Source organism: Vogesella indigofera (assembly GCF_028548395.1).
Classification (GTDB): Bacteria; Pseudomonadota; Gammaproteobacteria; order Burkholderiales; family Chromobacteriaceae; genus Vogesella; species Vogesella indigofera_A.
In genome coordinates, this window is record NZ_JAQQLA010000004.1 from 486,112 (window position 1) to 510,420 (window position 24,309).

Below are 24,309 nucleotides of genomic sequence, written 5' to 3' on the forward strand. Positions count from 1 at the left end.
TTGCAGGCCGCCACCTTAGCGTGCCGGCTGCGGGCTGGCAAACCGCGCCCGCCACCCGCCTGTGCGCAGCACGCCGGTGACTAATATTCCAAACACAAAAACGCCAAATACGGCGCCAAGTGGCTGATTTTTGCCTAACCATGTTTAAACAAATAAACAACAACCACCGCAAGCCGATTTGCCAAAGCCGTGCGCGGCTGCCTAGAATGGTTCCGTTATCGTAACCGGATGTCCAAATTGTCGTTCAATTCCAAACAACTGCCGCAGTCCGCCGTCGCCATTTGCCCGACGCTGCACCCGCAACGCAACCGCCTGGCGCCGATCGCGCAGAGCTTTGCCATGCGTACCCCGACCTTCCGTCATCGCGACACCCTGCACGCCGCTGCCCAGCCGGACACCCAGTCCGAGCCGCCCCGTTAGCTTCCCGCCGCTGTTCGCCGCCTTACTTTCCCGCTGATTTGATGTCGTAAAACGCGCAGTACCCGCGTCCCGCGCCCGTACTGTGCCTGTCGCCCGTTGCCGCCCTTGCCGCACGGTGATGCCGTCATGCCGCCTGCCTGCGCCCCTTGTCGTGCGCCAGCCGCGGCTGTCCCGGTGTTGCTAGCGCCGGCCAGGCCGCGGGCCAAGGATTTTGCAATGGATTTCCATAACTGGTTGATGTACCTCGGCACCATCGTGCTGTTGATGGCGGCGCCCGGCCCGGCGCCCTTGCTGACCCTGTCGCACGGCGCGCAGCACGGCGCCCGTGGCGGCATTCCCAATGCGCTGGGCTTTTCCGCCGGCGCGCTGCTGCTGATGGCGCTGTCGGCGCTGGGCATCAGCGCGCTGCTACTGGCCTCGCCGACCGCGTTCAATGTGGTGAGGCTGCTCGGCGCCGGCTATCTGGTGTGGCTGGGGGTGGCGCTGTGGCGCAAGCCGTTCAGCATCGGCGGCGGCGCCAGTGCCGCGCCGGCCAGCAAGCTGTGGAGCGGTTTCCGCCCCGCCTTCCTGCTGGCGATCAGCAATCCGGAGGACACCGTGTTCTTCAGCGCGCTGCTGCCGCGCTTCCTGGAGCCGCAACAGCCGCTGTGGCCGCAATACGCGGTGATGGCCGTCACCTGGGTGGTGGCCGACCTGGTCATCGCCGTGCTGCTGGCCGCCGCCGGTGGCCGGCTCGGCGTGTGGCTGGCCTGCGGCCAACGTTTGCAGCGCTTCTCGCGTACTTCCGGCGGCCTGTTCGTGGTGGCCGGCGTGACACTGGCCGCGATGCAGCACTGACGCAGCAAAAAGAATGCCCCCGCTTGCGGCGGGGGCCAACGTCTAGTTCTTTCACTGCATGCAACCACAGCTAGGAGCGCGCCACCCCGCCACAAGTTCCGCCGCCGCCCCATAAAAAAACCACGCCGGTCAGGCGTGGCAAAAGAGAGTACTACGTGGAACCGGTAGCGAGCGCCGGCAGGCGCTCACAGTGTCTGGTACACCAGCCCGAACTGGGTGGCGATCTTGCGGTATTCCTTCACCTGGCGTTTGACATAGGCGTCCATCTGCGCACCGGTGAGGCTGAACGGGAACAGGTCGTAGCCCTCGCGCAGCCGCGCGAATTCCGGCGTCGCCATCACCTTGCGGAAGCTGGTTTCCCAGTAGGCGTAATCGGCGGCCGACACCTTGGGCCCGACATAGAAGCCGCGGATGATGGGCCACACGATGTCAAAACCCTGCTCGCGCGCGGTGGGAATGCCGGACAGCCGGCCCGGCAGGCGCTTGTCCGACATCACCGCCAGCACGCGGATCTTGCGCTGGTCCAGCTGCGGCATCACCTCGCTGAGATCGCCGGACGCCGCCTGGATGTGGCCGCCGAGCAGCGCGGTGGTGGTCTCGCCACCGCCCTCGAACGCGACATAACGCATCTGCTGGTGGCTGACCCCGGCCTGGCGCGCGATCAGCACCGTCTTGATCCAGTCCTGGCTGCCGACGGTGCCGCCGGCGCCGAACACGATCTCGCTGGGATGTGCCTTCACCGCCGCCACCAGCTGTTTCAGGTTCTGGTACGGCGAATCGGTGCGCACCGCGATCATGCCGTAGTCGGCGCCAACCCCGGCCAGCCAGCGCACGTCGTTGACGTTGTACTTGCCGAACTTACCCTGCGCCAGATTCAGAAGCGAGCCGCCGGAAAAGGCGACGATGATGTTGCCGTCCGCCGGACGCTGCGCCACCACGGTGTTGTAGGCCACCGCGCCGATGCCGCCCGGCATGTAGCTGATGCGCAGCGGCCGCGTCAGCAGCTTGCTGTTGTTCAGCGCCGCGCGCGCCAGCTTGCAGGTCAGGTCAAAGCCGCCGCCGGGCCGTGCCGGAGCGATGCATTCCGGGTCGTCCGGCTCCGCCGCCGCGGCCAGCGACACCAGCAGCAGCGCGCCCGCCAGCACGGCAACACAGGTTCTTGCCATGATGTGTTGACTCCTCATTATTCCGTTCGCCTTGTCTGGCCCCGATACTGCCTATTGACACCCGCGCCGTCAGGCGCAACGCTTGTCCGGGGTTGGCGAATCACGCTCCGTATTATTGGAGACGATCATAAGCACAAGCACTTTCACCAACCTTTCACCCGGCACGCACAGAGACAAAGAGAGAGCATGCGCATCATCCTGATAGAAGACCAGCCCGACCTCGCCCACTGGCTGGCGCGGGCGCTGACCGCCAGCGGCTACGTCGTCGACGTGATCGGCGACGGCATCGACGCCGACAACGCGCTGAAAACCGAAGAATACGACCTCGCCATCCTCGACATGAACCTGCCGCGGCTGAGCGGCGAAACCATCCTGCAGCGGCTGCGCGCCCGCCACCAGACCCTGCCGGTGCTGGTGCTCACCGCGCGCGGCGAGCTGTCGGACAAAGTCAAGGGCCTGGAAATGGGCGCCGACGACTATCTGGTCAAGCCCTTCGAGCTGGACGAGCTGGAGGCGCGGCTGAAGGCGCTGCTGCGCCGCCACCAGGGCCACGAAAACGCGTGGCTGCAGTGTGGCGACCTGCGCTACAGCAAGCAGCAGCAGTTCTTCGAGCTGGCCGGCAAGCTGCTGACGCTGACGCGGCGCGAACACACGGTGCTGGAGGTGCTGATCCGGCGCAAGGGCCAGCCGCTGAACCGCGAGCGGCTGTTCAACCAGGTGTTCACCCTCGACGACAACGCCAACCAGGAGGCGATCGAAGTCTACATCCACCGCCTGCGCAAGAAGCTGGACGGCAGCAACGTCAGCATCACCACCCTGCGCGGGCTGGGCTACCTGCTGGAACAGCGCGATGCGCCTTGAGCAGCTGTTCAACCGCCGCAGCCTGCTCGGCAAGTTCGTGCGCTGGCTGCTACTGCCGCTGCTGCTGCTGTGGATCATCAACACCGTGGTCGCCTACCAGATCAGCAGCGCCGCGGCCAACCTGGCCTACGACCGCACCCTGCTGGCCTCGGCGCGGGTGATCGCGGAACAGGTGATGGTGCGCAACGGCAAGCTGCACGTGGAAGTGCCCTACATCGCGCTCGACAACTTCGAATACGACAACCGCGGCCAGATGTTCTACCGCGTCAGCGATTTCGCCGGCAACATCATCTCCGGCTACGGCGACCTGCCGCAGATGCCGAAGAACACGCCGCGCACCGAACTGTACCCGGCGCTGGTGCACTTCCACGACGACATCTACCGCGAACGGCCGATCCGCATGGCCACCTTCTACAAGCCGCTGTTCGAGGGCGGGCTGCAGGGCATGATCAAGGTCGAGGTCGCCGAAACCACCGAGGCGCGGCAGTACATGACGCACCAGGTGCTCAACTACACGCTGTGGGGCCAGGGACTACTGGTGTTCTGCGCGCTGTGCTTCGTCGGGCTGGCGATGACGCGCATCCTGCAGCCTATCCGCCAGCTGGGCGAGGAAGTGATCCGCCGCCCGCCCGGCGACTTCAGCGACATCGAGGTCGGTACCACCCACAGCGAACTGCTGCCGCTGGTCGCCGCCATCAACCAGTACCGTCGCCGCTTGGCGCAGCTGCTGATGCGCTACCAGCGCTTCGCCGCCGACGCCTCGCACCAGCTGCGCACCCCGCTGGCGGTGATGACCACCCAGGCCGAACACGCGCTGCGCGACGGCAGCCCGGAAGTGATGCGCGAAAGCCTCACCGAGCTGAAGCAGATGCTGAAGAAGACCACCCGTCTCACCAACCAGCTGCTGCTGCTGGCCAAGATGGACTCCGGCAGCCACCAGCTGCGCCGCGACCGGCCTCAGCCGCCGTTTTCGCTGCTCGACAGCATCGAGAAGATCGTGATGGCCAAGCTGGCCGCCGCGCGGCGCAAGGACATCGACCTCGGCCTGGAAAACCGCTGCCGCGACCAGAACGTGCCGATCCACGGCAAGCAGATGCTGATTGAGGAAGTGCTGCTCAACCTGCTCGACAACGCGCTGCGCCACACCCCGAGCGGCGGCGTGATCACCCTGCGCCTGTACGACGCCGCCCCCGGCGGCGACCGCGGCTGCATCTTCGAGATTGAGGACAGCGGCCCCGGCATCCAGCCCGAGCAACGCGAACAGGTCTTCGAGCGCTTCCACCAGCTGCCCGACGCCGCCCCCGGCGGCAGCGGCCTCGGCCTCGCCATCGTCAAGGACATCTGCCGCCTCCACGACATCGACATCAGCCTGCACAATGGCCCGCAACTGGGCGGTCTGCTGGTGCAACTCGCCTTCAAGCGCTGAACACCTGCGGCCAACCTTGGCCGCAGGCAGCGCCGGAATTCACCCCCTGACGCCCCGGCAACGGACTAGCCAAAACGCTGTCATGCCGCCGCGTGGCAATGCCGCAACAGCACCGCCCACCGCCCCCTCCCGCCCCAAAACAGGGCTTGCAAGTCGCCACAGATGAACCATGCTGAAGCTAGCGGCGACACTGGGTCGCCCCGGCGGGACACGCGCCATGACACGCTCTTTTCTGCTCAGCCTGCTCTTGTTCGGCATCGCCCAGCCGACCCACGCCATCTGTGCGTCGGAAATCCTCAAGTGCGCCCGATCCGCCCCGCTGATCCTGCAGCTGGAAGCGGCGAGCGCCGGCGACAAGACCTTCATCCCCCCGCCGACACCCAGTTTCATACTGGAAAGAAACGAGCTGACCAGCAGCAACAAGATCGACCTGCGCCCCAGCTGGCGACTGGACGACGACACCCGCATGTCGGTTAAGGTGAAGCGTCATCAGGTGGAACTGCGCCTGAGAAAACGGTGGTAGATCACCACCGCTACGCAGCGACGAGCACAAACCAAACAAGGTTGGCCGCAAACCATGACGACTTGCGGCCAACCTTGTTCATTGATTCTCGGTAACCGCTGGGCGTCGCAGGCTCTGCACCAGGCTACACGCCAGACTTACCATGTTGAGATAGAGGGGACAATCCAGAATGGTTAAACGCTACAACCCGGATGATGTCACCAGACTGCATGATAAAGTCATGGCAACCCGTTCCTTGATCCAGAACCTCAAGAACGGAATTGGATGATCCCCATTCTTGCTTTGCAGGCACCACAAGCTCAGTGACATCAAAAAAACTAATGGCAAAAGGCTCTAGTAAAGTCGGCGCCCCGGCAAAATCGAACGTGCACGTACGTGACATCCAATCAAAGTGGATCGCCAGCAGGGTTGCATCATGCATTTTTTGAATTGATAGCGACATACGATGCCATTCCTGAATAAGCGGTAAACGTTGGGCCTCGCAAGCTCAGCACCAACCTACATGCCCGACTTACCGCGTTGCGCAAGCGGTTTTGCGAGCAGAGGAACCACTGATGTTGCATAGGGGTATCCAATGACAGACAGGGTGCTGCTTGCCCTCAGGTTAACGGGCGGAGGGTTTGACATATGGAGTGACAGCAATAACCTTTGCGCGGAGAGCCTTGAACTCACAGCAAAACTGATAGCAGTGTTTAAGTTCTACGTGTAGTGTGTCGCGCCCCCCATGAGGCTCGTCGCACAGCGAGAGGTTTAGCGACGACACAACATTCTGTTGATTGAAGCCTTCAAGCTCGAATTCAAAAATGTCTTCAAACAGCAGGTGCACGACAGAATCGTTGTGGAGTTTGTAGCTGCCATCCTCAGCAAATTCTGGCCCCATGATCCAGCCGCGAAGGTGAATCTCGACTGACGGGACACTTGCCCCGTCTGGTAAGCGAGGCACCCGATCCAGAATAATTCGCAGCACTTCACCATCATGAAAACTCGGCCACATCCCAAACCGGGCAACAACCTGCTCGTACCCCTCGATGAACTCATATGCTTGCATGGTGGCTCTATCCGAAAATATTCAACGTATTGTGTAAGCGGCAACTCTGTTCAGTCTGGTATTTCGCAATCTCAACAGATGGCACGCCAGTATGACAAAAGGGCAAACCATTAGGTACGCCCTTTCAAAAATTATTCTGCGGCCAACCTTTGCGTATCAGCGGTGCGGCGCCCGGCAAGCCAAGTGACGCACGTTATATTAATGAGCACACCCCGCAACAACCAGAACCGCACCGACGCGCCCGTCCCGTTGGCGCAAGCCGTGCAAATTGCCGCCAGCCCGGAAACAAGCTCCCTACAACCCGTAGCCCGGATAAGCGATAGCGCATCCGGGGGCGTGAGCACATCCCCGGATGCGCCTGCGGCTTATCCGGGCTACACGTCGGCATCAATGATGCACACCCTACAACAACCAAAACCCCACCGGCGCGCCCCGCCCCGTTGGCGCAAGCCGTGCAAACTGCCGCCAGCCCGGAAACAAGCCGCCCTCTTTTGAGCGCAGCGGATGGGCGGCGTCGGGATGGCGGCGGTTGGCACGGGAATTCTTGTGCCTTCGGGAGAGCGGGGATTGGAAAGGGGCGGCGGCAGCCCCTTTTCCCGCCGCCGCGCGGCAAGCGGCAGATAAAAACATCCGCGCAGCGGATACCCCAGACAAAAACAAGGTTGGCCGCAAACCTGTTACGGCTTGCGACCAACCTTTTCCATTCAATGATGCGTCCCCCTTCGGGGTGACAGCACCCAACCTGACGCGTCACACGCCCGAACCTAACTTTCACAACCTTTATCACCATTCACCAAAGGTATCGATTCAATAAAATCAACATCCAAGCTCATTTCACTTAAACAATCCGGAGAAATCGCATACTCTCGTGGAGTAATTGTTTTGAACAATTTCAACAGCCCTAAATAAACCCCGCCCTTCAACTCATCACTCCCGCATCCAAAAACAAGTAATTTCTTTAACTTAGACGCAACAATTTTTTTATCACAAATCCCAGCATGGACAAGAGAAACCAACGAATCCACCAATGACTGGACTACCTCCTCGTCACACTCAGAATCAATTGCCTTAACAATGTGCTTACACGCAAATTCCTTCTTCAAGTTCAAACCTACCACTCTTGCAGCCAATGCCCTAACCGATGGATATTTTGAAGAAAAATAAAATAAAAAATCTTCCTCCATAATATTTCCACTCTTTTTTATACAGTATAACTCTTCAATCATTGTGTCTTCATCAGACATATCACCCCCATTCAATGTGCTTTTCTTTTTATCCCGAAGAAGCCGCACGATCGTGTTGGGCGAGGCCTGTGAAGCCAAAAATTTACCGCTCCCCGCACCACACCTGACTAAAATTCAGCCCGGCCTCTCATCACATCAATTTAAATCCAAATATTATAACATTTCCACAATAGCATAACGGGCAAGCCACCTCGGCTTGCCCTTTCCATATCATCTGCGGCCAACGTTGGCCGCGTTCTCCCGCTAAGCGGTCATCACGACCCCGCCACCTCACTCATCCCGCTATGCCGCAACAACGCATCAATCTGCGGATCGCGGCCGCGGAAGGCGCGGAACGACTCCAGCGCCGGACGGCTACCGCCCACCGCCAGGATCTCGTCCCAGAACTGGCGACCGACTTCCGGATTGGCACCGCCGGCTTCCTCGAACGCGGCGTAGGCGTCGGCGGACAGCACTTCCGCCCACTTGTAGCTGTAGTAGCCGGCGGCGTAGCCGCCACCGAAGATGTGGCTGAAGCTGTTGGGGAAGCGGTTGTAGGCCGGCGGACGGTTGACGGCGACTTCGTCGCGCACCGTTTCCAGCAGCGCCAGCCAGTCGACGGAGTCGGGCTTGGCGTCGGTGTACAGCAGCATGTCGAACAACGAGAACTCCAGCTGGCGCACGGTCTGCATGCCGGACTGGAAGTTCTTGGCCGCCAGCATCTTGTCGTACAGCGCGCGCGGCAGCGGTTCGCCGCTGTCGGCGTGCGCGGTCATGCCCTGCAGCACGTCCCATTCCCAGCAGAAGTTTTCCATGAACTGGCTCGGCAGCTCGACCGCGTCCCACTCCACGCCGCTGATGCCGGACACGCCCAGCTCGTCGACGCGGGTGAGCAGGTGGTGCAGGCCGTGGCCGAATTCGTGGAACAGGGTGGTGACTTCGTCGTGACTGAAGTAGGCCGGCTTGTCACCCAGTGGCCGGGTGAAGTTGCACACCAGGTAGGCGACCGGAGTCTGCACCGTGCCGTTTTTCAGGCGGCGGCCGCGCACGTCGTCCATCCACGCGCCGGGGCGCTTGCCATCGCGGGCGTAGAGGTCAAGGTAGAAGCCGCCCAGGAGCGCGCCGTCCTTGAAGATCTGGTAGTAGCGCGCGTCCTCGTGCCAGGTCTCGGCGTCCTTCTGCTCGACGGTGATGCCGTACAGCTTGTGCACCACGCTGAACAGGCCGGCCAGCACCTTGGGCTCGGGGAAGTACTGCTTCACTTCGTGTTCGGAGAAGGCGTAGCGCGCGACGCGCAGTTTCTCGGCGGCGTAGGTGATGTCCCACGCCTGCAGCGTGTCCAAGCCCAGCTCGTCGCGGGCGAAGGCTTCCAGCTCGGCGCGGTCCTGCTCGGCGTAGGGTTTGGCACGGCGGGCGAGATCGCGCAGGAAGTCGATCACCTGCTGCGGGCTTTCCGCCATCTTGGTGTACAGCGACAGCTCGGCGTAGTTGCCAAAGCCGAGCAGCTGCGCTTCTTCCGCCGCCAGCTGCAGTTTTTCGCGGATCAGCGCGCTGTTGTCCTGTTCGGCGGGGCCGAATTCGGACGCGCGCTTGGCGTTGGCTTCGTACAGTTTTTCACGCAAGCTCCGGTTGTCGGCGTACTGCAGCACCGGGAACAGCAGCGGGAACTGCAGGCCCAGCTTGTATTTACCTGGTTGGCCGTCGGCCTCGGCCAGCGCCGCGTACATGGCGATGCTGTCCTCCGGGATGCCGGCCAGTTCCGCGACGTCGTCGATGTACAGCGCGAAGCTGTCGGTGGCGTCCATCACGTTTTGCGAGAACTGGTTGGACAGCTCGGCCAGGCGGCTGGACAGCGCGGCGAAGCGCTGCTTGTCGGCCTCCGGCAGCTCGGCGCCGGACAGGCGGAAGTCGCGCAGGTCGTTGTCGATGATCTTCTTGCGCGCGGCAGAGGCGCCGGCGAACGCAGGGTTGGCCGCAACGGCCTTGAAGCGCGCGTACAGGTCGAGGTTCTGCCCCAGTTCGGTGAAGAAGGCGGAGATGCGCGGGATTTCGGCGTTGTAGGCGTCGCGCAAGCCTTCGGTGTTGCCCATCACGCCGTTGAGATGACCGACCACGCCCCAGGCGCGCGAGATCTGCTCGGTGGCGTCGGACAGCGGCTCGGCCACGCTGTCCCAGTCGTCGCCGCCGGCCGCGATGACCTTGTCGATGGCGGCGCGGGCATTGGCCAGCAGCACGTCCAGCGCCGGGGTGATGTGTTCGGGCTTGATCGCGGCAAAACGCGGCAGATCGCTAAAGTCCAGTAGCGGATTGGTGGTCATGTTTGGCATCCTGTAGGCAGTGCGCCGTGCTGTTGCCGGCGCGAATCTTTCTAGAGATAGGGACAAATCAGTGAATCGCAATATCCGCCCTTACGACGGCCATCAGCCGCAGATCGACGACTCCTGCTATATCGACCCCGCCGCGGTGGTGATCGGCGAGGTGGAGCTTGCGGCCAACGTGTCGGTATGGCCGTGCGCGGTGGTGCGCGGCGACGTCAACCGCATCACCATCGGCGAAGGCAGCAATGTGCAGGATTTTGCCATGCTGCACGTCAGCCACCGCAAGGAATCCGATCCGCTGGGCGCGCCGCTGGTGATCGGCAAGCACGTCACCATCGGCCATCACGTCACCCTGCACGGCTGCACCATCGGCAATGAAGTACTGGTCGGCATCGGCAGCATTATCCTCGATCGCGCGGTGATCGAGGACCGGGTGCTGATCGGCGCCGGCAGCCTGGTGCCGCCAAACAAGCGCCTGGAGAGCGGCTACCTGTACCTGGGCAACCCGGTGAAGCAGGTGCGGCCGCTGACCGAGGACGAGCTGGCCTACTTCCGGTATTCCGCCGAGCACTACCTGAAGGTGATGCAGAAGCACAAAGCCAATCTGTGACCAATTGTGGCGCGGCCGGCGGCAAATGCCGCGCCGCGCGCATTATTCATTACCAAGGCATAAAACATTTGTAATACTGCAAGCATAAATAGCCAGTACCGGGCGCGCCACCCTTAACGGAGCCAAAACGTGATGCCACAGGTTCTCCCCAGAAGCGGACAGTCATTACAAGTATGGTTGACGGTGTTGATCTCGGTGCTGGTACTGGCCACCGCGGCCGCACTCGGTTTCTTCTACTACCGCGCGATGCAGAACCAGCTGACGCTGGCGCAGCACAACCTGTTCCGCGCCACCAGCACCCTGATCACCGGCAATATCGAGCAGAGCGGCGCTGGTGCCGCCGCCACCACCAACCTGCTGGCGCACTCTGCACTGGCGGAAACCTACAGCATGGAAGAGCGGGTGCTGTACACCGGACAGCTGGTGGCGGTGCTGCGCGGCAACCCGGCGCTGCAGGCGGTGTACATGGCCTACCCCAACGGCGACTTTTTCCTGCTGCGACGGCTGGACGACGTCGTGCGCCAGGCGCTGCCGGATGCCGCCCCCAATGCACGCTGGGCCAGACAGCTGGTGCAGCAGCAGCCGGATGGCGTCGCCGAGCAGCGCTTCAGCTTCCTCGACGACGCGCTGAACAGCGTGCAGCCGGAGCTGGTGCTGCGCCGGGTGTACGATCCGCGGCAGCGGCCGTGGTACCAGCAGGCGGTGGCCAATCATGGTGCCGCCGCCACCGAACCCTACCGCTTCAGCACCACCGGCCTGATCGGCCTCACCTACGCGCACCAGAACGGCGACGCCAGCGCGGTGGCCGGCGCCGACCTGCGCCTGCTGACGCTGGGCACCATCCTGCGCCACAACCTGCCCAGCGCCACGGCGCAGATGGCCATCGTCAACGCCGCGCACGACATCCTGGCCAGCACCCATACCGACGAACGCGATCCGCGTCCGGTCAAGCTCGGCGAGAGCGCGCCGTCGGCACTGGCGACGCTGGGCACGCAATGGCACCCCGGCAAGCCGCCACCGGCGGTGATCGAGTGACAAGGCCAGCAGTGGCACGTGGCGGTGTCGGCGCTGCCCGGCGGCAGCCGCCAGCAGCTGGTGATGGTGATGCCGGAACACGAGCTGTTCGCCGCCGGCCGCGAAGTGGCCGAGCGCGCGGCGTGGATTCCGCTGCTGATCCTGCTGCTGATGTTGCCGTTGGGCTGGCTGTTGTCGCGCCTCTTGAGCCAGCCGCTGCGGCAGCTGGTGGCCGCCTCCGGCCGCATCCAGTCGCTGGATTTTTCCGACAGCAGCCTGCCACCCAGCCCGGTGCGCGAGCTGAACGAGCTGATGGCGGCGTCGGAGGCGATGAAGGTCACCATCCGCGACTTCATCGGTCTCAGCCGCGACATGGTCGCCGAGAACGCGCTGGAGCAGCTGCTGGGCACCGTGCTGCAATCGACCATGCACGCGCTGCCGGCACAGCGTGGCGGGCTGTGGCTGATGGATGGTGCGCAGCTGGCGCCGTCCATCAGCCGCGACGAGCACGAGCAGCCGCTGCAGCTGGGCAAGCTGCCGCTGGACGACGCGCTGCTGCTGGACACGCTGGCCGCCAGCGCGCCACAACAGATTGCGGCCAACCCGGCGCTGATCCCGGTGGAGATGCGCAGCCTGCTGGGCGAGGACACCCGGCAGCTGATCCTGCTGCCGCTGCGGCTGGAGTCGCAGGAACTGCTCGGCCTCCTGGTGCTGGCCAGCAGCGAGAGCATCGCCCACACCCAGAGCGGCCACCGCATCCACTACCTGCAGGCACTGGTCGGCTTTGCCGCCATCGCCATCGACAACCGCCGCCTGGCCTCGGCGCTGCAGCAGCTGATGAACGCGCTGGTGGAGCTGATCGCCGGCGCCATCGACGCCAAGTCGCCGTACACCGGCGGCCACTGCCAGCGGGTGCCGGAACTGGCGCAGGCGCTGGCCGAGGCCGCGCACCAGAGCCAGCAGGGGCCGTTTGCCGGCTTCCGGCTCAGCGCCGCCGACCGCGAGGCGCTGTACATCGCCAGCTGGCTGCACGACTGCGGCAAGGTCACCACCCCGGAGTACGTGGTCGACAAGGCCACCAAGCTGGAAACGCTGTACGACCGCATCCATGAGATCCGCATGCGCTTCGAGCTGCTGAAGCGTGACGCCGATGTCGCCTACTGGCAGGGCCTTGCCGCCGGCGAGGACGCCGCGCTGCTGAAAGAGCAGTGCGAGCGGCAGAAGGCGCAGCTGGACGACGACTTCGCCTTCGTCGCGCGCTGCAACCTGGGCGGCGAATTCATGGACGACGCCGACCTGGCGCGGCTGCAACAGATCGCCGCTCGCCGCTGGACGCGCACGCTGGACGACCGCCTGGGGCTGGGGCCGATGGAACGCGCGCGGCTGGCCGGCATCGCCGTGCCGTCGCTGCCGGTCGAGGAAAACCTGCTCGCCGACAAGCCGGAACACCGCATCGCGCGCAGCGGCGCGGACACGCTGCCGGCCGACAACCGCTGGGGCTTCAAGGTCAAGGTGCCGGAGCTGCGGTACCACAAGGGCGAGCTGACCAACCTGTCCGTCCGCCGCGGCACGCTGACCGAGGAAGAGCGCTACAAGATCAACGCCCACATCACCGAAACCATCAAGATGCTGCACGCGCTGCCCTTCCCCGCCCACCTCGCCCACGTGCCGGAGATCGCCGGCGGCCACCACGAACGCATCGACGGCAAGGGCTACCCGCGCGGCCTGAGGGGCGAGGACATGAGCGTGCTGGCACGGGTGATGGCCATCGCCGACGTGTTCGAGGCGCTGACCGCCGCCGACCGCCCGTACAAGCCGGCCAAGCCGCTGTCGGAGGCGCTGCAGATCATGCGCAAGATGGCGGAGGACGGCCACCTCGACCCGGAGCTGTACCAGCTGTTCCTCGACAGCGGCATCTGGCGCCACTACGCCGGGCGCTATCTGGCCGCCGCCCAGGCCGACGTCGCCGACAGCCACGCCTACCGGCCGCGGCAAAGCCTGCATCAACACTGAGCCGGCGTCACCAAAACGTCACCCACAACGGCTAGGGTGCTACTGCGGCAACGCAGCAGGCGCCATGACGGCCAAGTTAACACGTCATATCCCGGTAATGTCGCCGCCCTACACTGCGCGCATCTTGAAGGGATCAATTGAAAATGACGCTGGTAAAACGCCTGTGGCTAACCGTAGCCTTTACCCTTGGCTGTCTGATCGTGGTGATGCTGCTCAGCAGCCAGCAGCTGCTGTCGCTGCGCCACCAATTTGCCGACTATCGCGAGCGGCAGCAGCTGTCCACCCACCTGCAGACGCTGAAGGCGGAGGTGCTGTCACTGGCACGCGCCGATCCGCTGCTGGAAGACACCGCGCCGCGGCTGGCGCGGGTGCAGCAGAACGTCGGCAAGCTGATCCCGGCGATCAGCCAGGCACTGCCGCCCGCCAGCCGCCAGGTGTTCGCCGGCAAGGCACAGGGCTACTGGCAGGAGTTTGCCAAGAACCTGCGCTCGGCGCTGACCATCGCAGAAACCGCGCCGGAAGACGCGCTGTCGATCCCGGAGCGCGCCTACAGCCTCAGCATCGTGCCGCTGGTCAACCTGATCGACAGCACGCTGGATAACGAGCAGCGCCAGCTGGCCAGCGCCGAAAGCGCGATGGCGCAGGCGATGCTGCAACTGGTGCTGCTGGTGCTGGGGCCGCTCGGCGTCGCCAGCGTGGCGGTGGTGCTGTCGCAGGTTCTGCTGGCACAACGGCTGAAGAAGCAGATCGCCGCGATGCAGCACGCCGCCGACCTGCTCGGCGAGGGCCAGCTCAGTACCCGGCTGCCGGTCAGCGGCCGCGACGAGCTGTCGCAGGCCGCCGGTCACATCAACCGCTTCCTCGACAAGCTCAGCGAGCTGCTCGGCACCGTGCGCAGCAATGCCGCCGGCAGCGAGCGCGAGGCGCAGGACATCCTCGACCTCACCCACCACGTGATCGGCACCACCCGCCAGCAGGCGGAAACCGCCGAGCACAGCAACCACGCCGCCAACGCGGTGGCCAGCTCGGCCGAGGAAATCGTCAGCCACATCCGCCGTGCGCTGCAGGACGCCGACACCGCCACCGAGCGCACCGCCCACGCCCGCGAGCTGGCCGGCGACACCGCCGGCACGCTGCAGGCGCTGGCCGGCCGCATCCAGGGCGCGGTGGGCGAGACCGAGCAGCTGAAGCACGCCATCTCCGACATCGCGCAGATCAGCAACATGATCCGCGACGTGGCGGAGCAGACCAACCTGCTGGCGCTGAACGCGGCGATCGAGGCCGCGCGTGCCGGCGAGCACGGCCGCGGCTTTGCCGTGGTCGCCGACGAGGTGCGCAAGCTGTCGGAGCGCACCTCCAGCGCCACCGCCGGCATCTTCGACACCCTGCTGCGCATCGAGGGCGCCACCAAGGCGCTGGCTGCCACCATGGACGCCGCGCACCAGGCCAGCCACGGCAGCGTGGTGGCGCAGACCTCGCTGGGCGAGGCGCTGCTGAGCATGGACAGCGCGCTGGTCACCATCAACCAGGTGCTGCGCGAGGTGGCGGAGGCCAGCCACCAGCAGAGCCAGGCCGGCGGCCACATCCGCAGCCGCGGCAGCGAGGTGTCGGCACTGGCCAGCGACATCTTCGGCAAGATGGAATCGCTGGCGCCGGCGATGGGGCGCTGGCGCGAGGTGTCGGCGCAGATGAACCGTGATCTGGCCTGGTTCCGCATCGACAGCCAGACCGGCGCCGCGGTACCGTTCTCGGCCAACAAACCGCGCTTCGAATCCCGCAATAGCGGCGCAGCCTGACGCGGCACCGTCAGCAAACACAAACGGCGCTCATCTGCATGAGCGCCGTTTTGTATTGCAGGTCGGCCTTGCGGCCAACCTTGCCGGGTGACTTAGAGTACGGCCAGTGCCGCGTCGTAGTCCGGCTCACTGCCGATCTCGGCCACCAGCTCGCTGTGCAGCACGGTGTCGTTCTCGTCCAGCACCACTACCGCACGCGCGGTAAGGCCGGCCAGCGGGCCGGAGGCCAGCTTCACGCCGTAGGCTTCGGCAAATTCGGCGTGGCGGAAGGTGGACAGGTTGGCAACGCCGTCGATGCCTTCGGCGCCGCAGAAGCGCTTCTGCGCGAACGGCAGGTCGGCGGAGATGCATAGCACCGCCACGCCGTCGCGGCTGGCGGCCTTCTCGTTGAACTTGCGCACCGAGGTGGCGCAGGTCGGGGTGTCGATGGACGGGAAGATGTTGAGGATTTTCTTCTTGCCGGCGAAGGCGGCCAGGCCGACATCGGCCAGATCGCCATTGGTCAGGCTGAACGCCGGAGCCTTGTCGCCTTTGACCGGCAGGGCGCCGGCCACGTCTACAGCATTGCCACGCAGGGTAACGGTTGCCATCGGATGCTTCCTTTTCAAAAGAAGGGTGGGTGATCAGCTGAGTGTGGGGCATGTGCCGCAGAATTCAACCCTGTTACCAACAAGGTTGGCCGCAAGCCGTGCCTGTTTTACGTGTCGACCGCCCTACTCGTGCTCAGGCAGCGACAGCCCCAGTTCGTCCAGTACCTCGCGCGCGGCGCGGAATGCTTCCACCGCTGCCGGCGCACCGGCGTATACCGCAGTGTGCAGCAGGGTTTCGCGGATTTCCACCAGGCTGGCGCCGTTGTTGATGGCGCCGCGAATATGGCCTTTCAGCTCCTGGCTGCGCCCCAGCGCCGCCAGCATGGCGCAGGTCAGCAGACTGCGCGTTTTCAGCTCCAGCCCGTCGCGCTGCCAGGTGCTGCCCCAGGCGTGCTCGTTGAGCCAGTCCTGCAGCGGGCGGTTGAAGCCGTCGAGACCGCTCATCGCACGGCTGGCGAAGGCCTCGCCCATCACCTGCGTGCGCCGTGCCAGCCCCTGCTGTTTGTCCTGTTCGCTCATGCTGCTCTCCTTGCGTGGGGTTTCAGGTGTGGCTGCGCGTCGCCAGCGTGACGCCGGCCAGGATCAGCGTGATGCCGGCCAGGTGGTACAGCTGCAGTGCCTCGCCGAGGAACAGCATCGACAGCAGCGCGCCAAAGCCGGGCATCAGGTGGATGAACATGCCGGCCCGCGCCGCGCCGACGCGCGCCACACCCAGATTGTAGAAATAGTAGGCCGCCACCGACGGCAGGGTGCCGACGTAGGCAAAGGTGGCCAGCGTGGCGGCGTTCAGCGGCGTGTGGCGGCCGCTGGCCAGCTCCCAGGCAAACAGCGGCGCGATGCCGATGAGGCCGATCGCCACCTGCAGCGTCAGCAGACCGATGCGGTGCAGCGCCGGCGGCATGCCGCGCAGCAGCAGCGTGTACAGCGCCCACGCCACCATCGCCAGGAACACCACCGCGTCGCCGCGGTTAATGTCGAGAGCGGCCAACCTGTGCCAGTCGCCGTGCGCCACCACCAGCAGCACGCCGGCAAAGGAAATCGCCACCGCCAGCGCCTGGCGGCGGGCGATGGCCACGCCGAAGAACAGCGCGCCGAACAGCACGATCAGGATCGGGATGAAGGAATTGAGCAGCACCGCGTTGGTGGCGGCGGTGTACTGCAGGCCCCAGTAGGCCAGCGAATTGAAGCCGGTGACGCCGAGCAGCGCCAGGGCCAGCAGCCGGCGCCAGTACGGCAGCCACAGCGCGCGCTGGCGCCACGCCGGCGCGGCGCCGAACGGCAGCAGCAGGCACAGCGCGATGCTCCAGCGGGCAAAGGATAAGGTCATGGGCGCCACGCTGGCGTGCATCGCGCGCGCCAGCACGAAATTGCCGGACCAGAACAGCGCAGTCAGCGTCAGCAGCAGATAGGCCAGCCGCGGCGAGGGGAATGGTTTCGTCATAGCCTGCTACCTTGCCACGTTGGCCGCAAGCCTGACAAGCTGCGCCATGGCAACAGACTGTTCATGAAAAAAAGCCGGGGCAATTGCCCCGGCCAGTCCCCTTCCCCAGGAGTACTTCTGCAATCGTCAGGCGCGCTGCACCTGCAGCTGACGCACGGCAAAGTGTTGCGGTGTCAGCGAGCCCAGCAGCATGCCCAGCACGCTGAGCAGCAGGCCGGCCAGCTGCGGCGGCCAGAACGCGTCGTCGGTGTAGCTCAGTTCCAGCGCCACCCAGCTCACCACCCCCAGCAGCATCGACAGCAGCGCGCCCTGCGTGGTGGCCCGCTTCCAGAACAGGCCGGCAAACAGCGGCACCACCGCCGCCACCAGCGTCACCTTGTAGGCATTGCCCACCATCTCGTAGATGCTGGCATCGGAGTACAGGGCAAACGCGGTGGTGACGACCGCGGCGACCACGATGGACAAACGCATGGCCTTGATGAACTGGCGGTCGCTCATCTTGGGCATGAAGTGCTTGAGCACGTTTTCCACGAAGGTCACCGACGGCGCCATCAGCGTGCCGGAGGCGGTGGACATGATGGCCGACAGCAGCGCGCCAAAGAACATGATCTGCGCGAACAGCGGCGTCTTGTCCAGGATCAGGCGCGGCAGCACCATCTGCGGATCGATACCCAGCTGGGTAGCCACCATTTTCGCGTCAATGATGGAAGCGGCGCTGATCAGGAAGATCGGCAGCATGCAGAAAGTCAGGTACATGATGGCGCCCAGGATGGAGCCTTGGACCGCCACTTTCTCGTTCTTGGCCGACATCACGCGCTGGTACACGTCCTGCTGCGGAATCGAGCCCAGCATCATGGTCAGCGCCGCACCGATGAAGGCGACGATGCCTTTCGGACTGGTATCGTTGATGAAGGACAGCTTGTTCTCGCTGGCGGCCTTGGCCACCACCACGTCGAAACCGCCCGCCATGCCGGATACCAGCCACACCAGGTAGATCAGGCCGCCGACGATCACCGACATCTGCAGGAAGTCGGTGAATGCCACCGACAGCATGCCGCCGCACAGGGTATAGAACAGCACGATCACCGCGCCCAGCAGCGTGCCCTGGGTGGTGGTGATGGCGCCTTCGGACAGCACGTTGAACACCACACCCAGCGCCGTCATCTGCGCCGCGATCCAGCCCAGGTAGGACAGGATGATCACCACGCTGGTGATGGCCTCCACGGTATTGCCGTAGCGGTTGCGGAAGAAGTCACCGATGGTGAGCAGATTCATGCGGTACAGCCGCTTGGCGAACAGCAGGCCGACCAGCATCAGACAGCCGAAGGAGCCGAACGGGTCTTCGACAATGCCGGCAAAGCCTTCCTGCAGAAAGGTGGACGGAATGCCCAGCACCGCCTCGGAGCCGAACCAGGTGGCGAACACCATCGCGGTGACCACCGGCAGCGGCATGCTGCCGCCGGCCGAGGCAAAGTCCTTGGCATTGTGAACACGCGTTGAAGCGTACAGGCCGATACCGACGGTAACAGCCAGATAGAGCACGACAAACCAGACAAGCATTACTTCCGTCTCCTCAATCCTTGGTAGCGTTGTCAGAATGATGATCCGGCGGCACCCGCATCCTGCAGGGCTAGGCCGTACCTCACCTATGTAATTGTGCTGGCATTATAGCCAGCGCACCCCGCAAATGAGCAATTTTTTAAACACTTCGCCGTAACAAAAAACAAAACCCCGACACCGTCACGGCATCGGGGTTTTGTATCTCGCCAGCAGCACCCGCCAGAAAAATCAAGTGATTTCATCGAGTTATAGCTAGATAGTACTGCGCAAAAGCGGGCGTATCGCCAGTGCCATGCACGACAGCAGCTGTGGCCTATTGTGCCTCAATCATGCGTTTTACTGTCGTCAATTATGTTAAACAATGACAAGGTCAAATCGCGAGCCTGCTTAATGTTGCCTGCGTCGCCGTCACGCTGAAACGCTGCGTCTGGCCATCGAGCAGCACCTCGCCGCAGGCCAGCTGCGGATCGTGAGTGAAAAACAGGCGGCCACCGGCTGCGGCCAACCTTTGCAGCAGCGCGCGCTTCTCGTCGATCAGTAGCTCCGGGTAGCGGTCGTAGCCCATGGTGATCGGCACGTGCACCCACGCCGCGCCGGGAATCAGGTCGGCGGCAAACAGCAGCGGCCCGCCCGGCAGCGGGATTTCCGCCAGCAGCATGCCCGGGGTGTGGCCGTTGGAGACATGGAAGCGCCAGTCCGGCGGCAGGCAGGCCGGCGTCGCATCATCGACCAGCACCAGCCGGCCGCTGGCCTCCAAGAGCGCGATCAACTCCGGCACGAAGGAGGCCTTGTCGCGCGGATGCGGATTCAGCGCCCGCTGCCACGCCTCGCGCCCGACCACGAACTGCGCGTTGGGGAACAGCAGCCGCGCCGGGCCGCCGTCCCACGCCGCCAGCAGGCCGCCGGCGTGGTCGAAGTGCAGGTGCGACAGCACCACCACGTCGATGTCGACATCGTTCAACCCCTGCGCCGCCAGCGCGTCCAGTAGCACGTGCTCGGCCTCCACCACGCCGTAGCGTTCGCGCAGCTTCGGCGCGAAAAAGGCGCCGATGCCGGTTTCCAGCAGGATGCGGCGACCGTCGCCCTCCTCCACCAGCAGGCAGCGACAGGCCAGCGGCACGCGGTTGGCCGCATCCGGCGCCAGCCAGCCGGCCCACACCGCGCGCGGCGCGTTGCCGAACATCGCGCCGCCGTCGAGTTGTTGTGAATTGCCGAGCAGGGAAGTCAGTGTACGCATCGCGGCAGGCTCCTGAGGATAGGGTCGGTGGCAAAAGCGCATTATCGAGCAAGTGCTTGGTTTTGTCATGCCGCCGCGGCGATGCCCTTGCCCGGTGGCGGCGGCGATGACATAGAATCGCTTACCCAACTTTTTGCCGCCACATCGCCACCATGCGCAAAATCGTGATCGCCCCGGATTCATTCAAGGAAAGCCTGTCGGCGCGCGAAGTCGCCACCATCATCGCCCGCGGCCTGGCGCCGCTGCTGCCGCACACCGAGCTGCTGCGGCTGCCGGTCGCCGACGGCGGCGAGGGCACGCTGGACGCACTGCTGGACGCCACGGCAGGCCAGCGCATCCGCCAGCGCGTCACCGGCCCGCAGCATACGCCCTTGTTCGCCAACTGGGGCCTGCTCGGCGACGGCCGCGGCGCCGTCATCGAGATGGCCAGTGCCAGCGGGCTGGAGCACGTGCCGCGCCCTGAGCGCAATCCACTGCACAGCACCAGCTACGGCACCGGCGAACTGATCCGCAGCGCGCTGGACCACGGCGCGCGCCACATCATCCTGGCGTTGGGCGGCTCCGCCACCAACGACGGCGGCGCCGGCATGCTCGCCGCGCTCGGCGTGCGCTGGCTGGATGCCTGCGGCCAACCTTTACCACTTGGCGGCGGCGCGCTGGCGCAGCTGGCACACATCGACAGCAGCACGCTGGACCCGCGGCTGGCCGAGTGCCGCTTCGACATTGCCTGCGACGTCGACAATCCGCTGTGCGGGCCGCACGGAGCCTCCGCCGTCTTCGGTCCGCAAAAGGGCGCCGATGCCGCGATGGTGGCGCAGCTGGACCAGGCGCTGGCGCACTACGGCCGGCAGCTGGAACGGCACACTGGCCACACCATCGCCACGGTACCCGGCGCCGGTGCCGCCGGCGGCATGGGCGCGGCGGCGCTGGCGTTCTTCCCCTGCCAGCTGCGCCGCGGCATCGACATCGTGCTCGACAGCGTCGGGCTGGACGCGGCGCTGGCCGGCGCCGACCTGGTCATCACCGGCGAGGGCCGCCTCGACGGCCAGACCGTGTTCGGCAAGACCCCGATCGGCGTCGCGCGCCGCGCCAAGCAGCACGGCCTGCCGGTGATCGCCATCGGCGGCAGCCTCGGCGACGGTGTCGAGGCGGTCCACCAGCACGGCATCGACGCGGTGTTCGCCTGCGTGCAGCAGATCACCACCCTCGACGACGCGCTGGAACACGCCGCGGCCAACCTGGAACGCTGCGCCCGCAACGTCGGCGCACTGCTGGCGCTGCAGGCAATACCGCGCCGCTAGCCGCGCCAGGCCAGCGACCGCAAGCAAGGGGCCTGCCCCGGCCAAGGTCGTAGCCACGACCCGCCTGCCCCGCCGTCATCGGACACGCCCGCCTCCCGGGCACACAACAAAACAGCCCGCCAATGGCGGGCTGTTTTGCGTGATGCAGACCGGTCAAGCTTACTTGATCAGCTTTTCCACCTTGTCGGCACGGTCGCCCGGCGCCGGGTGGCTGGCCAGCACGCTGCCTTCGTTGCCGAACAGCGCGGCCAGCTTGCGCAGAGCCGCCGGCGCGCCCTGCAGGTTGTAGTTGTGGCGCTTCAGGAATTCCACCGAGTAGGCGTCGGCGTCGCTTTCCTGCGACTGCGAGAACTGCGCGTGCACGATCTGCTCGGCGAAATCGCCCAGTTCCGACTCCGACAGCGAGGCGGCGATGTTGTTGCCGCTGCCGGCCGCCGCCTTGCGCGCCGCGGACGCGGCGTAGGCGACCTGGATCGCCTTCTTGGTGTGGCCCAGCTTCACGTGGCCGATTTCATGGCCGATCACATAGCGCACTTCGTCGTCGGTCATCTTGTCCAGCAGGCCGCTGTACACGCGCACGGTACCGTCGGCCATGGCGAAGGCGTTCACTTCCTTGCTCTGGTACACCTTGAAGTTCAGCTGCAGGCCGTCTTCATTGCCCAGCCCCTGCACGATCTTGTTCAGGCGCTTGCCGTAGGCGCTGCCGGCGGCAGCGACCTTGTTCTGCTTGTCCATCGACTTGCTGGCCTCGGCGGCCATACCCTTCACTTCGCCATCGCTGAGGGTGGCGGACTTCACCAGGTCGGTACCGGCGCTGAGCACGGAGTTGAGGTTGAACGCCTGCGCCGGAGCGGCCAGGCAAGCCGCGAGGGCGGCAACGAGAGCGAGCTGTTTCATGTGCGGAATCACCGTGGGTAGCAAAGCGCGGCATTCTATTGGAATAAACAGTTCATGTCTATGGCATGGCAAAACCAAGGCCAGCACCACCCAGCAGCACGGGCCACAGCGTAAAACAGGGTTGGCCGCAAACCGTTTTGGCTTGCGGCCAACCCTGGCCTGGCCTTGCTCCGCGGCACCTGCCGCCGCCGGTACTTACTGTGGCACGCCGTCCTGGCCGTAGCGCGGCGAGCGCGGGCCATACAGCACGCCGTTGGGCTGCGCACTCAGCAGGCGCTGGCTGGCGATGCCGGCGTAAACGTGGCCCTTTTCGGTCAGCGAGTTGGCGATCTGGTTGATCACCGCCGACACCAGCATGCCGACCAGACCGCCACTGTTGTTTTGCTGCTCGGCACTGGACGCACTGGCGCGGCCATCCCACAGCAACTGCCCCGTTTTCAGGTCCACCAGCTTGGCCTCGGCCACCACCGTGACGTCACTGCTGAGCACGGTATAGGTCACGCCGTAACGCTTGACGTCCACATACAACGCGGCATCGGCACCGAAGATCTCGTGCAGCTTGGCCGGCGGCACCGCCTGCATGTCGCCGGGAGCCGTCAGGCCATTCTGGCGGAAGGTTTCATCCACCACCGCCACCGGAAACACGTAGTAGCCGGATTCGGCCAGCGGCGTGCTCATCTGCGCCAGCATGCTGTAGGTGGCCTTCACGTCCGGCGAGCTGTTGAGCGGCGGCAGAATCAGCACCGACTTGGGGCGGCTTTGCTTGTAGGCGGTGTAGTCATAAGGCTTCTGGGTAGCGCAGCCGCTGGCCAGTACCAGCACGCCCACCGCGGCAAGCAGGCCTTTCATCCATGAAAAACGCATTGCGATCCCTTACTTTTTGAATTTGCGCAGCAAGAAGTCCATAAAGGACGACGATTCCGGGAACAGCGCTTTTTCGGTCTCGAACTGCTGTTTCACCTGGTCCTCCTTCCCCGCCTTGCTATACAGCAGGCCAAGATGGGCGTGGTAGCCGGGCGGCAACGCCTCCCCCTTGGCTCTTGCCTTCTGGATATTCTCTTCCAGCGCGGCAATCTGCTCCTGCTCGCCGGCGCCATCACCCTTGAAGTATTCGTAAACCTGCGGCTGGTAAGGCCCCCAGTGGTACAGCGGCTTGGGCTGGTTGGCGCATCCGCTCATGACCGCCGCCAGCAGCAAACCGGCGCCGATGCTCATGCCTCGCGATAACATCATCATTGTGTTTACCTGACAGGGTTAGGGCGCCGGTTGCCACGCACCGGACTGGATACCGGCGACCAGATTGTTCACCGCTTCCCGCACCGCCAGATCCAGCACCTTGCCGTTCAGGGTGGAGTCGTAGCTGGCGGTACCGCCAAAACCGATGATCTCGCGATTGGACAGGCTGTACTCACCGGCACCCTGTGCCGAGTACACCACTTCGGAAGTCTGCACCTTGACGATGTTCAGGTTGACCTTGGCGTAGGCGATCTGCTGCTTGCCGCGTCCGAGGATGCCGAACAGCTGGTGGTCACCCACTTCCTTGCGCCCGAACTCGGTGACATCGCCGGTGACCACGAAATCGGCTCCCTTGATGGCCTGCGCCTGTTTCTTGAAGCCCGCTTCCTGCCCGATCTCGGTCATGTTGTCACGATCCAGCACATTGAAACGGCCGGTCTGCTGCAAATGGGTAATCAGGATGGTCTTGGCCTGGCCGCCCAGACGATCAACACCGTCGGAGAAGATGCCGCGCATATAGCTGGAGCGGTTATCGAACTTGCCGACCGAAATCAGGCTGCGCTGCCCCTGGTAAGGCGTGCCGGCGGTGGCGACCTTGGCCACCTCCAGGCTGCGCGAACTCTCGGTGGCACAACCCGTTGTCGCCGCCAGCAGCGCCAGCAGGGAAAGGGAAAGTAACGGTTTCTTCATCGGATGCTCCAGCCTCAACATGATCACCTTATCACCGCCGGTGCACGGCGCCAGGCGGGACCAGTTCCAGTCCCATGGCAAGCACACCATGCAATGACGAGT

The 24,309-nt window shown here is 64.5% G+C and carries 24 protein-coding genes; 10 read left to right on the forward strand and 14 right to left on the reverse strand.

The window, feature by feature from the left end:
• Positions 1-237: 237 nt before the first annotated feature.
• Entirely contained in the window at positions 238-420 is a 183-nt protein-coding gene (locus PQU89_RS08015; RefSeq protein WP_147424464.1) for a hypothetical protein, read from the forward strand.
• 216 nt (positions 421-636) lie between these two features.
• On the forward strand, positions 637-1,257 hold the full coding sequence (locus tag PQU89_RS08020; protein ID WP_272765364.1) for a LysE family translocator: 621 nt from the start codon (positions 637-639) through the stop codon (positions 1,255-1,257).
• Between the two features lie 185 nt (positions 1,258-1,442).
• Here the strand turns inward: PQU89_RS08020 and PQU89_RS08025 are convergent, their stop codons facing one another.
• Entirely contained in the window at positions 1,443-2,423 is a 981-nt protein-coding gene (locus PQU89_RS08025; RefSeq protein WP_272765365.1) for a tripartite tricarboxylate transporter substrate binding protein, read from the reverse strand.
• A gap of 186 nt (positions 2,424-2,609) precedes the next feature.
• Here PQU89_RS08025 and PQU89_RS08030 point away from each other — a divergent pair, with 186 nt between their 5' ends.
• From PQU89_RS08030 to PQU89_RS08040, 3 genes are all read left to right on the forward strand, one after another.
• Positions 2,610-3,284, forward strand: a complete 675-nt coding sequence (locus tag PQU89_RS08030) for a response regulator (RefSeq protein ID WP_047966579.1) — start codon at positions 2,610-2,612, stop codon at positions 3,282-3,284.
• Positions 3,274-4,710 carry a sensor histidine kinase gene (locus PQU89_RS08035; RefSeq protein WP_272765366.1) on the forward strand — a complete coding sequence of 479 codons (1,437 nt, stop codon included), beginning with the start codon at positions 3,274-3,276 and terminating at the stop codon, positions 4,708-4,710. Before PQU89_RS08030 ends, PQU89_RS08035 begins: the two co-directional genes overlap by 11 nt.
• Before the next feature lie 217 nt (positions 4,711-4,927).
• On the forward strand, positions 4,928-5,233 hold the full coding sequence (locus PQU89_RS08040; RefSeq protein WP_272765367.1) for a hypothetical protein: 306 nt from the start codon (positions 4,928-4,930) through the stop codon (positions 5,231-5,233).
• Positions 5,234-5,357: 124 nt separating this feature from the next.
• On the opposite strand, the gene PQU89_RS08045 is transcribed toward PQU89_RS08040, so the two are convergent.
• From PQU89_RS08045 to PQU89_RS08060, 4 genes are all read right to left on the reverse strand, one after another.
• Positions 5,358-5,675, reverse strand: coding sequence for a hypothetical protein (locus tag PQU89_RS08045; protein WP_272765368.1), 318 nt, complete (start codon positions 5,673-5,675; stop codon positions 5,358-5,360).
• A 162-nt stretch (positions 5,676-5,837) separates the two neighbouring features.
• Positions 5,838-6,281 carry an Imm50 family immunity protein gene (locus PQU89_RS08050; protein ID WP_272765369.1) on the reverse strand — a complete coding sequence of 148 codons (444 nt, stop codon included), beginning with the start codon at positions 6,279-6,281 and terminating at the stop codon, positions 5,838-5,840.
• 764 nt (positions 6,282-7,045) lie between these two features.
• Positions 7,046-7,525, reverse strand: coding sequence for a hypothetical protein (locus tag PQU89_RS08055; RefSeq protein ID WP_272765370.1), 480 nt, complete (start codon positions 7,523-7,525; stop codon positions 7,046-7,048).
• Positions 7,526-7,779: 254 nt separating this feature from the next.
• The gene (locus tag PQU89_RS08060) at positions 7,780-9,822 is read right to left on the reverse strand and encodes a M3 family metallopeptidase (protein ID WP_272765371.1); all 2,043 of its coding nucleotides are present in this window, start codon (positions 9,820-9,822) and stop codon (positions 7,780-7,782) included.
• Between the two features lie 70 nt (positions 9,823-9,892).
• Between PQU89_RS08060 and PQU89_RS08065 the strand changes: the two genes are divergently transcribed.
• From PQU89_RS08065 to PQU89_RS08080, 4 genes are all read left to right on the forward strand, one after another.
• Positions 9,893-10,432 (forward strand): gamma carbonic anhydrase family protein, encoded by a 540-nt coding sequence (locus PQU89_RS08065; protein WP_272765372.1) that lies wholly within the window; start codon positions 9,893-9,895, stop codon positions 10,430-10,432.
• 177 nt (positions 10,433-10,609) lie between these two features.
• Positions 10,610-11,467 (forward strand): PDC sensor domain-containing protein, encoded by an 858-nt coding sequence (locus tag PQU89_RS08070; protein WP_272765373.1) that lies wholly within the window; start codon positions 10,610-10,612, stop codon positions 11,465-11,467.
• Positions 11,468-11,485: 18 nt separating this feature from the next.
• Positions 11,486-13,459, forward strand: coding sequence for an HD domain-containing phosphohydrolase (locus tag PQU89_RS08075; protein ID WP_272765374.1), 1,974 nt, complete (start codon positions 11,486-11,488; stop codon positions 13,457-13,459).
• A 143-nt stretch (positions 13,460-13,602) separates the two neighbouring features.
• On the forward strand, positions 13,603-15,255 hold the full coding sequence (locus PQU89_RS08080) for a methyl-accepting chemotaxis protein (protein ID WP_272765375.1): 1,653 nt from the start codon (positions 13,603-13,605) through the stop codon (positions 15,253-15,255).
• Between the two features lie 92 nt (positions 15,256-15,347).
• On the opposite strand, the gene tpx is transcribed toward PQU89_RS08080, so the two are convergent.
• The 5 genes from tpx to PQU89_RS08105 all read right to left on the reverse strand — a co-directional run bounded on the left by tpx (position 15,348) and on the right by PQU89_RS08105 (position 20,083).
• Positions 15,348-15,845, reverse strand: coding sequence for a thiol peroxidase (gene tpx, locus PQU89_RS08085; RefSeq protein ID WP_272765376.1), 498 nt, complete (start codon positions 15,843-15,845; stop codon positions 15,348-15,350).
• Positions 15,846-15,968: 123 nt separating this feature from the next.
• Positions 15,969-16,364 carry a carboxymuconolactone decarboxylase family protein gene (locus tag PQU89_RS08090; RefSeq protein ID WP_255907927.1) on the reverse strand — a complete coding sequence of 132 codons (396 nt, stop codon included), beginning with the start codon at positions 16,362-16,364 and terminating at the stop codon, positions 15,969-15,971.
• A 22-nt stretch (positions 16,365-16,386) separates the two neighbouring features.
• The gene (locus tag PQU89_RS08095) at positions 16,387-17,286 is read right to left on the reverse strand and encodes a DMT family transporter (RefSeq protein WP_272765377.1); all 900 of its coding nucleotides are present in this window, start codon (positions 17,284-17,286) and stop codon (positions 16,387-16,389) included.
• A 126-nt stretch (positions 17,287-17,412) separates the two neighbouring features.
• Positions 17,413-18,846, reverse strand: coding sequence for a high affinity choline transporter 1 (locus PQU89_RS08100; protein WP_272765378.1), 1,434 nt, complete (start codon positions 18,844-18,846; stop codon positions 17,413-17,415).
• Between the two features lie 370 nt (positions 18,847-19,216).
• On the reverse strand, positions 19,217-20,083 hold the full coding sequence (locus PQU89_RS08105; protein ID WP_272765379.1) for an MBL fold metallo-hydrolase: 867 nt from the start codon (positions 20,081-20,083) through the stop codon (positions 19,217-19,219).
• 152 nt (positions 20,084-20,235) lie between these two features.
• Between PQU89_RS08105 and PQU89_RS08110 the strand changes: the two genes are divergently transcribed.
• Positions 20,236-21,384: a glycerate kinase gene (locus PQU89_RS08110; protein WP_272765380.1), complete on the forward strand. Its 1,149-nt coding sequence runs from the start codon at positions 20,236-20,238 to the stop codon at positions 21,382-21,384.
• 159 nt (positions 21,385-21,543) lie between these two features.
• Here the strand turns inward: PQU89_RS08110 and PQU89_RS08115 are convergent, their stop codons facing one another.
• The 4 genes from PQU89_RS08115 to PQU89_RS08130 form a co-directional block, all read right to left on the reverse strand.
• Entirely contained in the window at positions 21,544-22,281 is a 738-nt protein-coding gene (locus PQU89_RS08115) for a M48 family metallopeptidase (protein ID WP_272765381.1), read from the reverse strand.
• Between the two features lie 195 nt (positions 22,282-22,476).
• The gene (locus PQU89_RS08120) at positions 22,477-23,130 is read right to left on the reverse strand and encodes a DUF799 domain-containing protein (RefSeq protein WP_308446594.1); all 654 of its coding nucleotides are present in this window, start codon (positions 23,128-23,130) and stop codon (positions 22,477-22,479) included.
• A gap of 24 nt (positions 23,131-23,154) precedes the next feature.
• Positions 23,155-23,496, reverse strand: coding sequence for a DUF4810 domain-containing protein (locus PQU89_RS08125; protein WP_272765383.1), 342 nt, complete (start codon positions 23,494-23,496; stop codon positions 23,155-23,157).
• A 39-nt stretch (positions 23,497-23,535) separates the two neighbouring features.
• On the reverse strand, positions 23,536-24,207 hold the full coding sequence (locus PQU89_RS08130) for a CsgG/HfaB family protein (protein ID WP_272765384.1): 672 nt from the start codon (positions 24,205-24,207) through the stop codon (positions 23,536-23,538).
• Positions 24,208-24,309: the final 102 nt, after the last annotated feature.

What these genes read in the sequence shown, in the direction of transcription:
- PQU89_RS08060 (WP_272765371.1), bottom strand. Translation starts at nt 9,822, where the DNA reads ATGACCACCAATCCGCTACTGGACTTTAGCGATCTGCCGCGTTTTGCC.
- PQU89_RS08105 (WP_272765379.1), bottom strand. Translation starts at nt 20,083, where the DNA reads ATGCGTACACTGACTTCCCTGCTCGGCAATTCACAACAACTCGACGGC.
- PQU89_RS08090 (WP_255907927.1), bottom strand. Translation starts at nt 16,364, where the DNA reads ATGAGCGAACAGGACAAACAGCAGGGGCTGGCACGGCGCACGCAGGTG.
- tpx (WP_272765376.1), bottom strand. Translation starts at nt 15,845, where the DNA reads ATGGCAACCGTTACCCTGCGTGGCAATGCTGTAGACGTGGCCGGCGCC.
- PQU89_RS08020 (WP_272765364.1), top strand. Translation starts at nt 637, where the DNA reads ATGGATTTCCATAACTGGTTGATGTACCTCGGCACCATCGTGCTGTTG.
- PQU89_RS08045 (WP_272765368.1), bottom strand. Translation starts at nt 5,675, where the DNA reads ATGTCGCTATCAATTCAAAAAATGCATGATGCAACCCTGCTGGCGATC.
- PQU89_RS08115 (WP_272765381.1), bottom strand. Translation starts at nt 22,281, where the DNA reads ATGAAACAGCTCGCTCTCGTTGCCGCCCTCGCGGCTTGCCTGGCCGCT.
- PQU89_RS08120 (WP_308446594.1), bottom strand. Translation starts at nt 23,130, where the DNA reads ATGAAAGGCCTGCTTGCCGCGGTGGGCGTGCTGGTACTGGCCAGCGGC.
- PQU89_RS08095 (WP_272765377.1), bottom strand. Translation starts at nt 17,286, where the DNA reads ATGACGAAACCATTCCCCTCGCCGCGGCTGGCCTATCTGCTGCTGACG.
- PQU89_RS08025 (WP_272765365.1), bottom strand. Translation starts at nt 2,423, where the DNA reads ATGGCAAGAACCTGTGTTGCCGTGCTGGCGGGCGCGCTGCTGCTGGTG.
- PQU89_RS08055 (WP_272765370.1), bottom strand. Translation starts at nt 7,525, where the DNA reads ATGTCTGATGAAGACACAATGATTGAAGAGTTATACTGTATAAAAAAG.
- PQU89_RS08125 (WP_272765383.1), bottom strand. Translation starts at nt 23,496, where the DNA reads ATGAGCATCGGCGCCGGTTTGCTGCTGGCGGCGGTCATGAGCGGATGC.
- PQU89_RS08035 (WP_272765366.1), top strand. Translation starts at nt 3,274, where the DNA reads ATGCGCCTTGAGCAGCTGTTCAACCGCCGCAGCCTGCTCGGCAAGTTC.
- PQU89_RS08110 (WP_272765380.1), top strand. Translation starts at nt 20,236, where the DNA reads ATGCGCAAAATCGTGATCGCCCCGGATTCATTCAAGGAAAGCCTGTCG.
- PQU89_RS08040 (WP_272765367.1), top strand. Translation starts at nt 4,928, where the DNA reads ATGACACGCTCTTTTCTGCTCAGCCTGCTCTTGTTCGGCATCGCCCAG.
- PQU89_RS08050 (WP_272765369.1), bottom strand. Translation starts at nt 6,281, where the DNA reads ATGCAAGCATATGAGTTCATCGAGGGGTACGAGCAGGTTGTTGCCCGG.
- PQU89_RS08100 (WP_272765378.1), bottom strand. Translation starts at nt 18,846, where the DNA reads ATGCTTGTCTGGTTTGTCGTGCTCTATCTGGCTGTTACCGTCGGTATC.
- PQU89_RS08030 (WP_047966579.1), top strand. Translation starts at nt 2,610, where the DNA reads ATGCGCATCATCCTGATAGAAGACCAGCCCGACCTCGCCCACTGGCTG.
- PQU89_RS08130 (WP_272765384.1), bottom strand. Translation starts at nt 24,207, where the DNA reads ATGAAGAAACCGTTACTTTCCCTTTCCCTGCTGGCGCTGCTGGCGGCG.
- PQU89_RS08080 (WP_272765375.1), top strand. Translation starts at nt 13,603, where the DNA reads ATGACGCTGGTAAAACGCCTGTGGCTAACCGTAGCCTTTACCCTTGGC.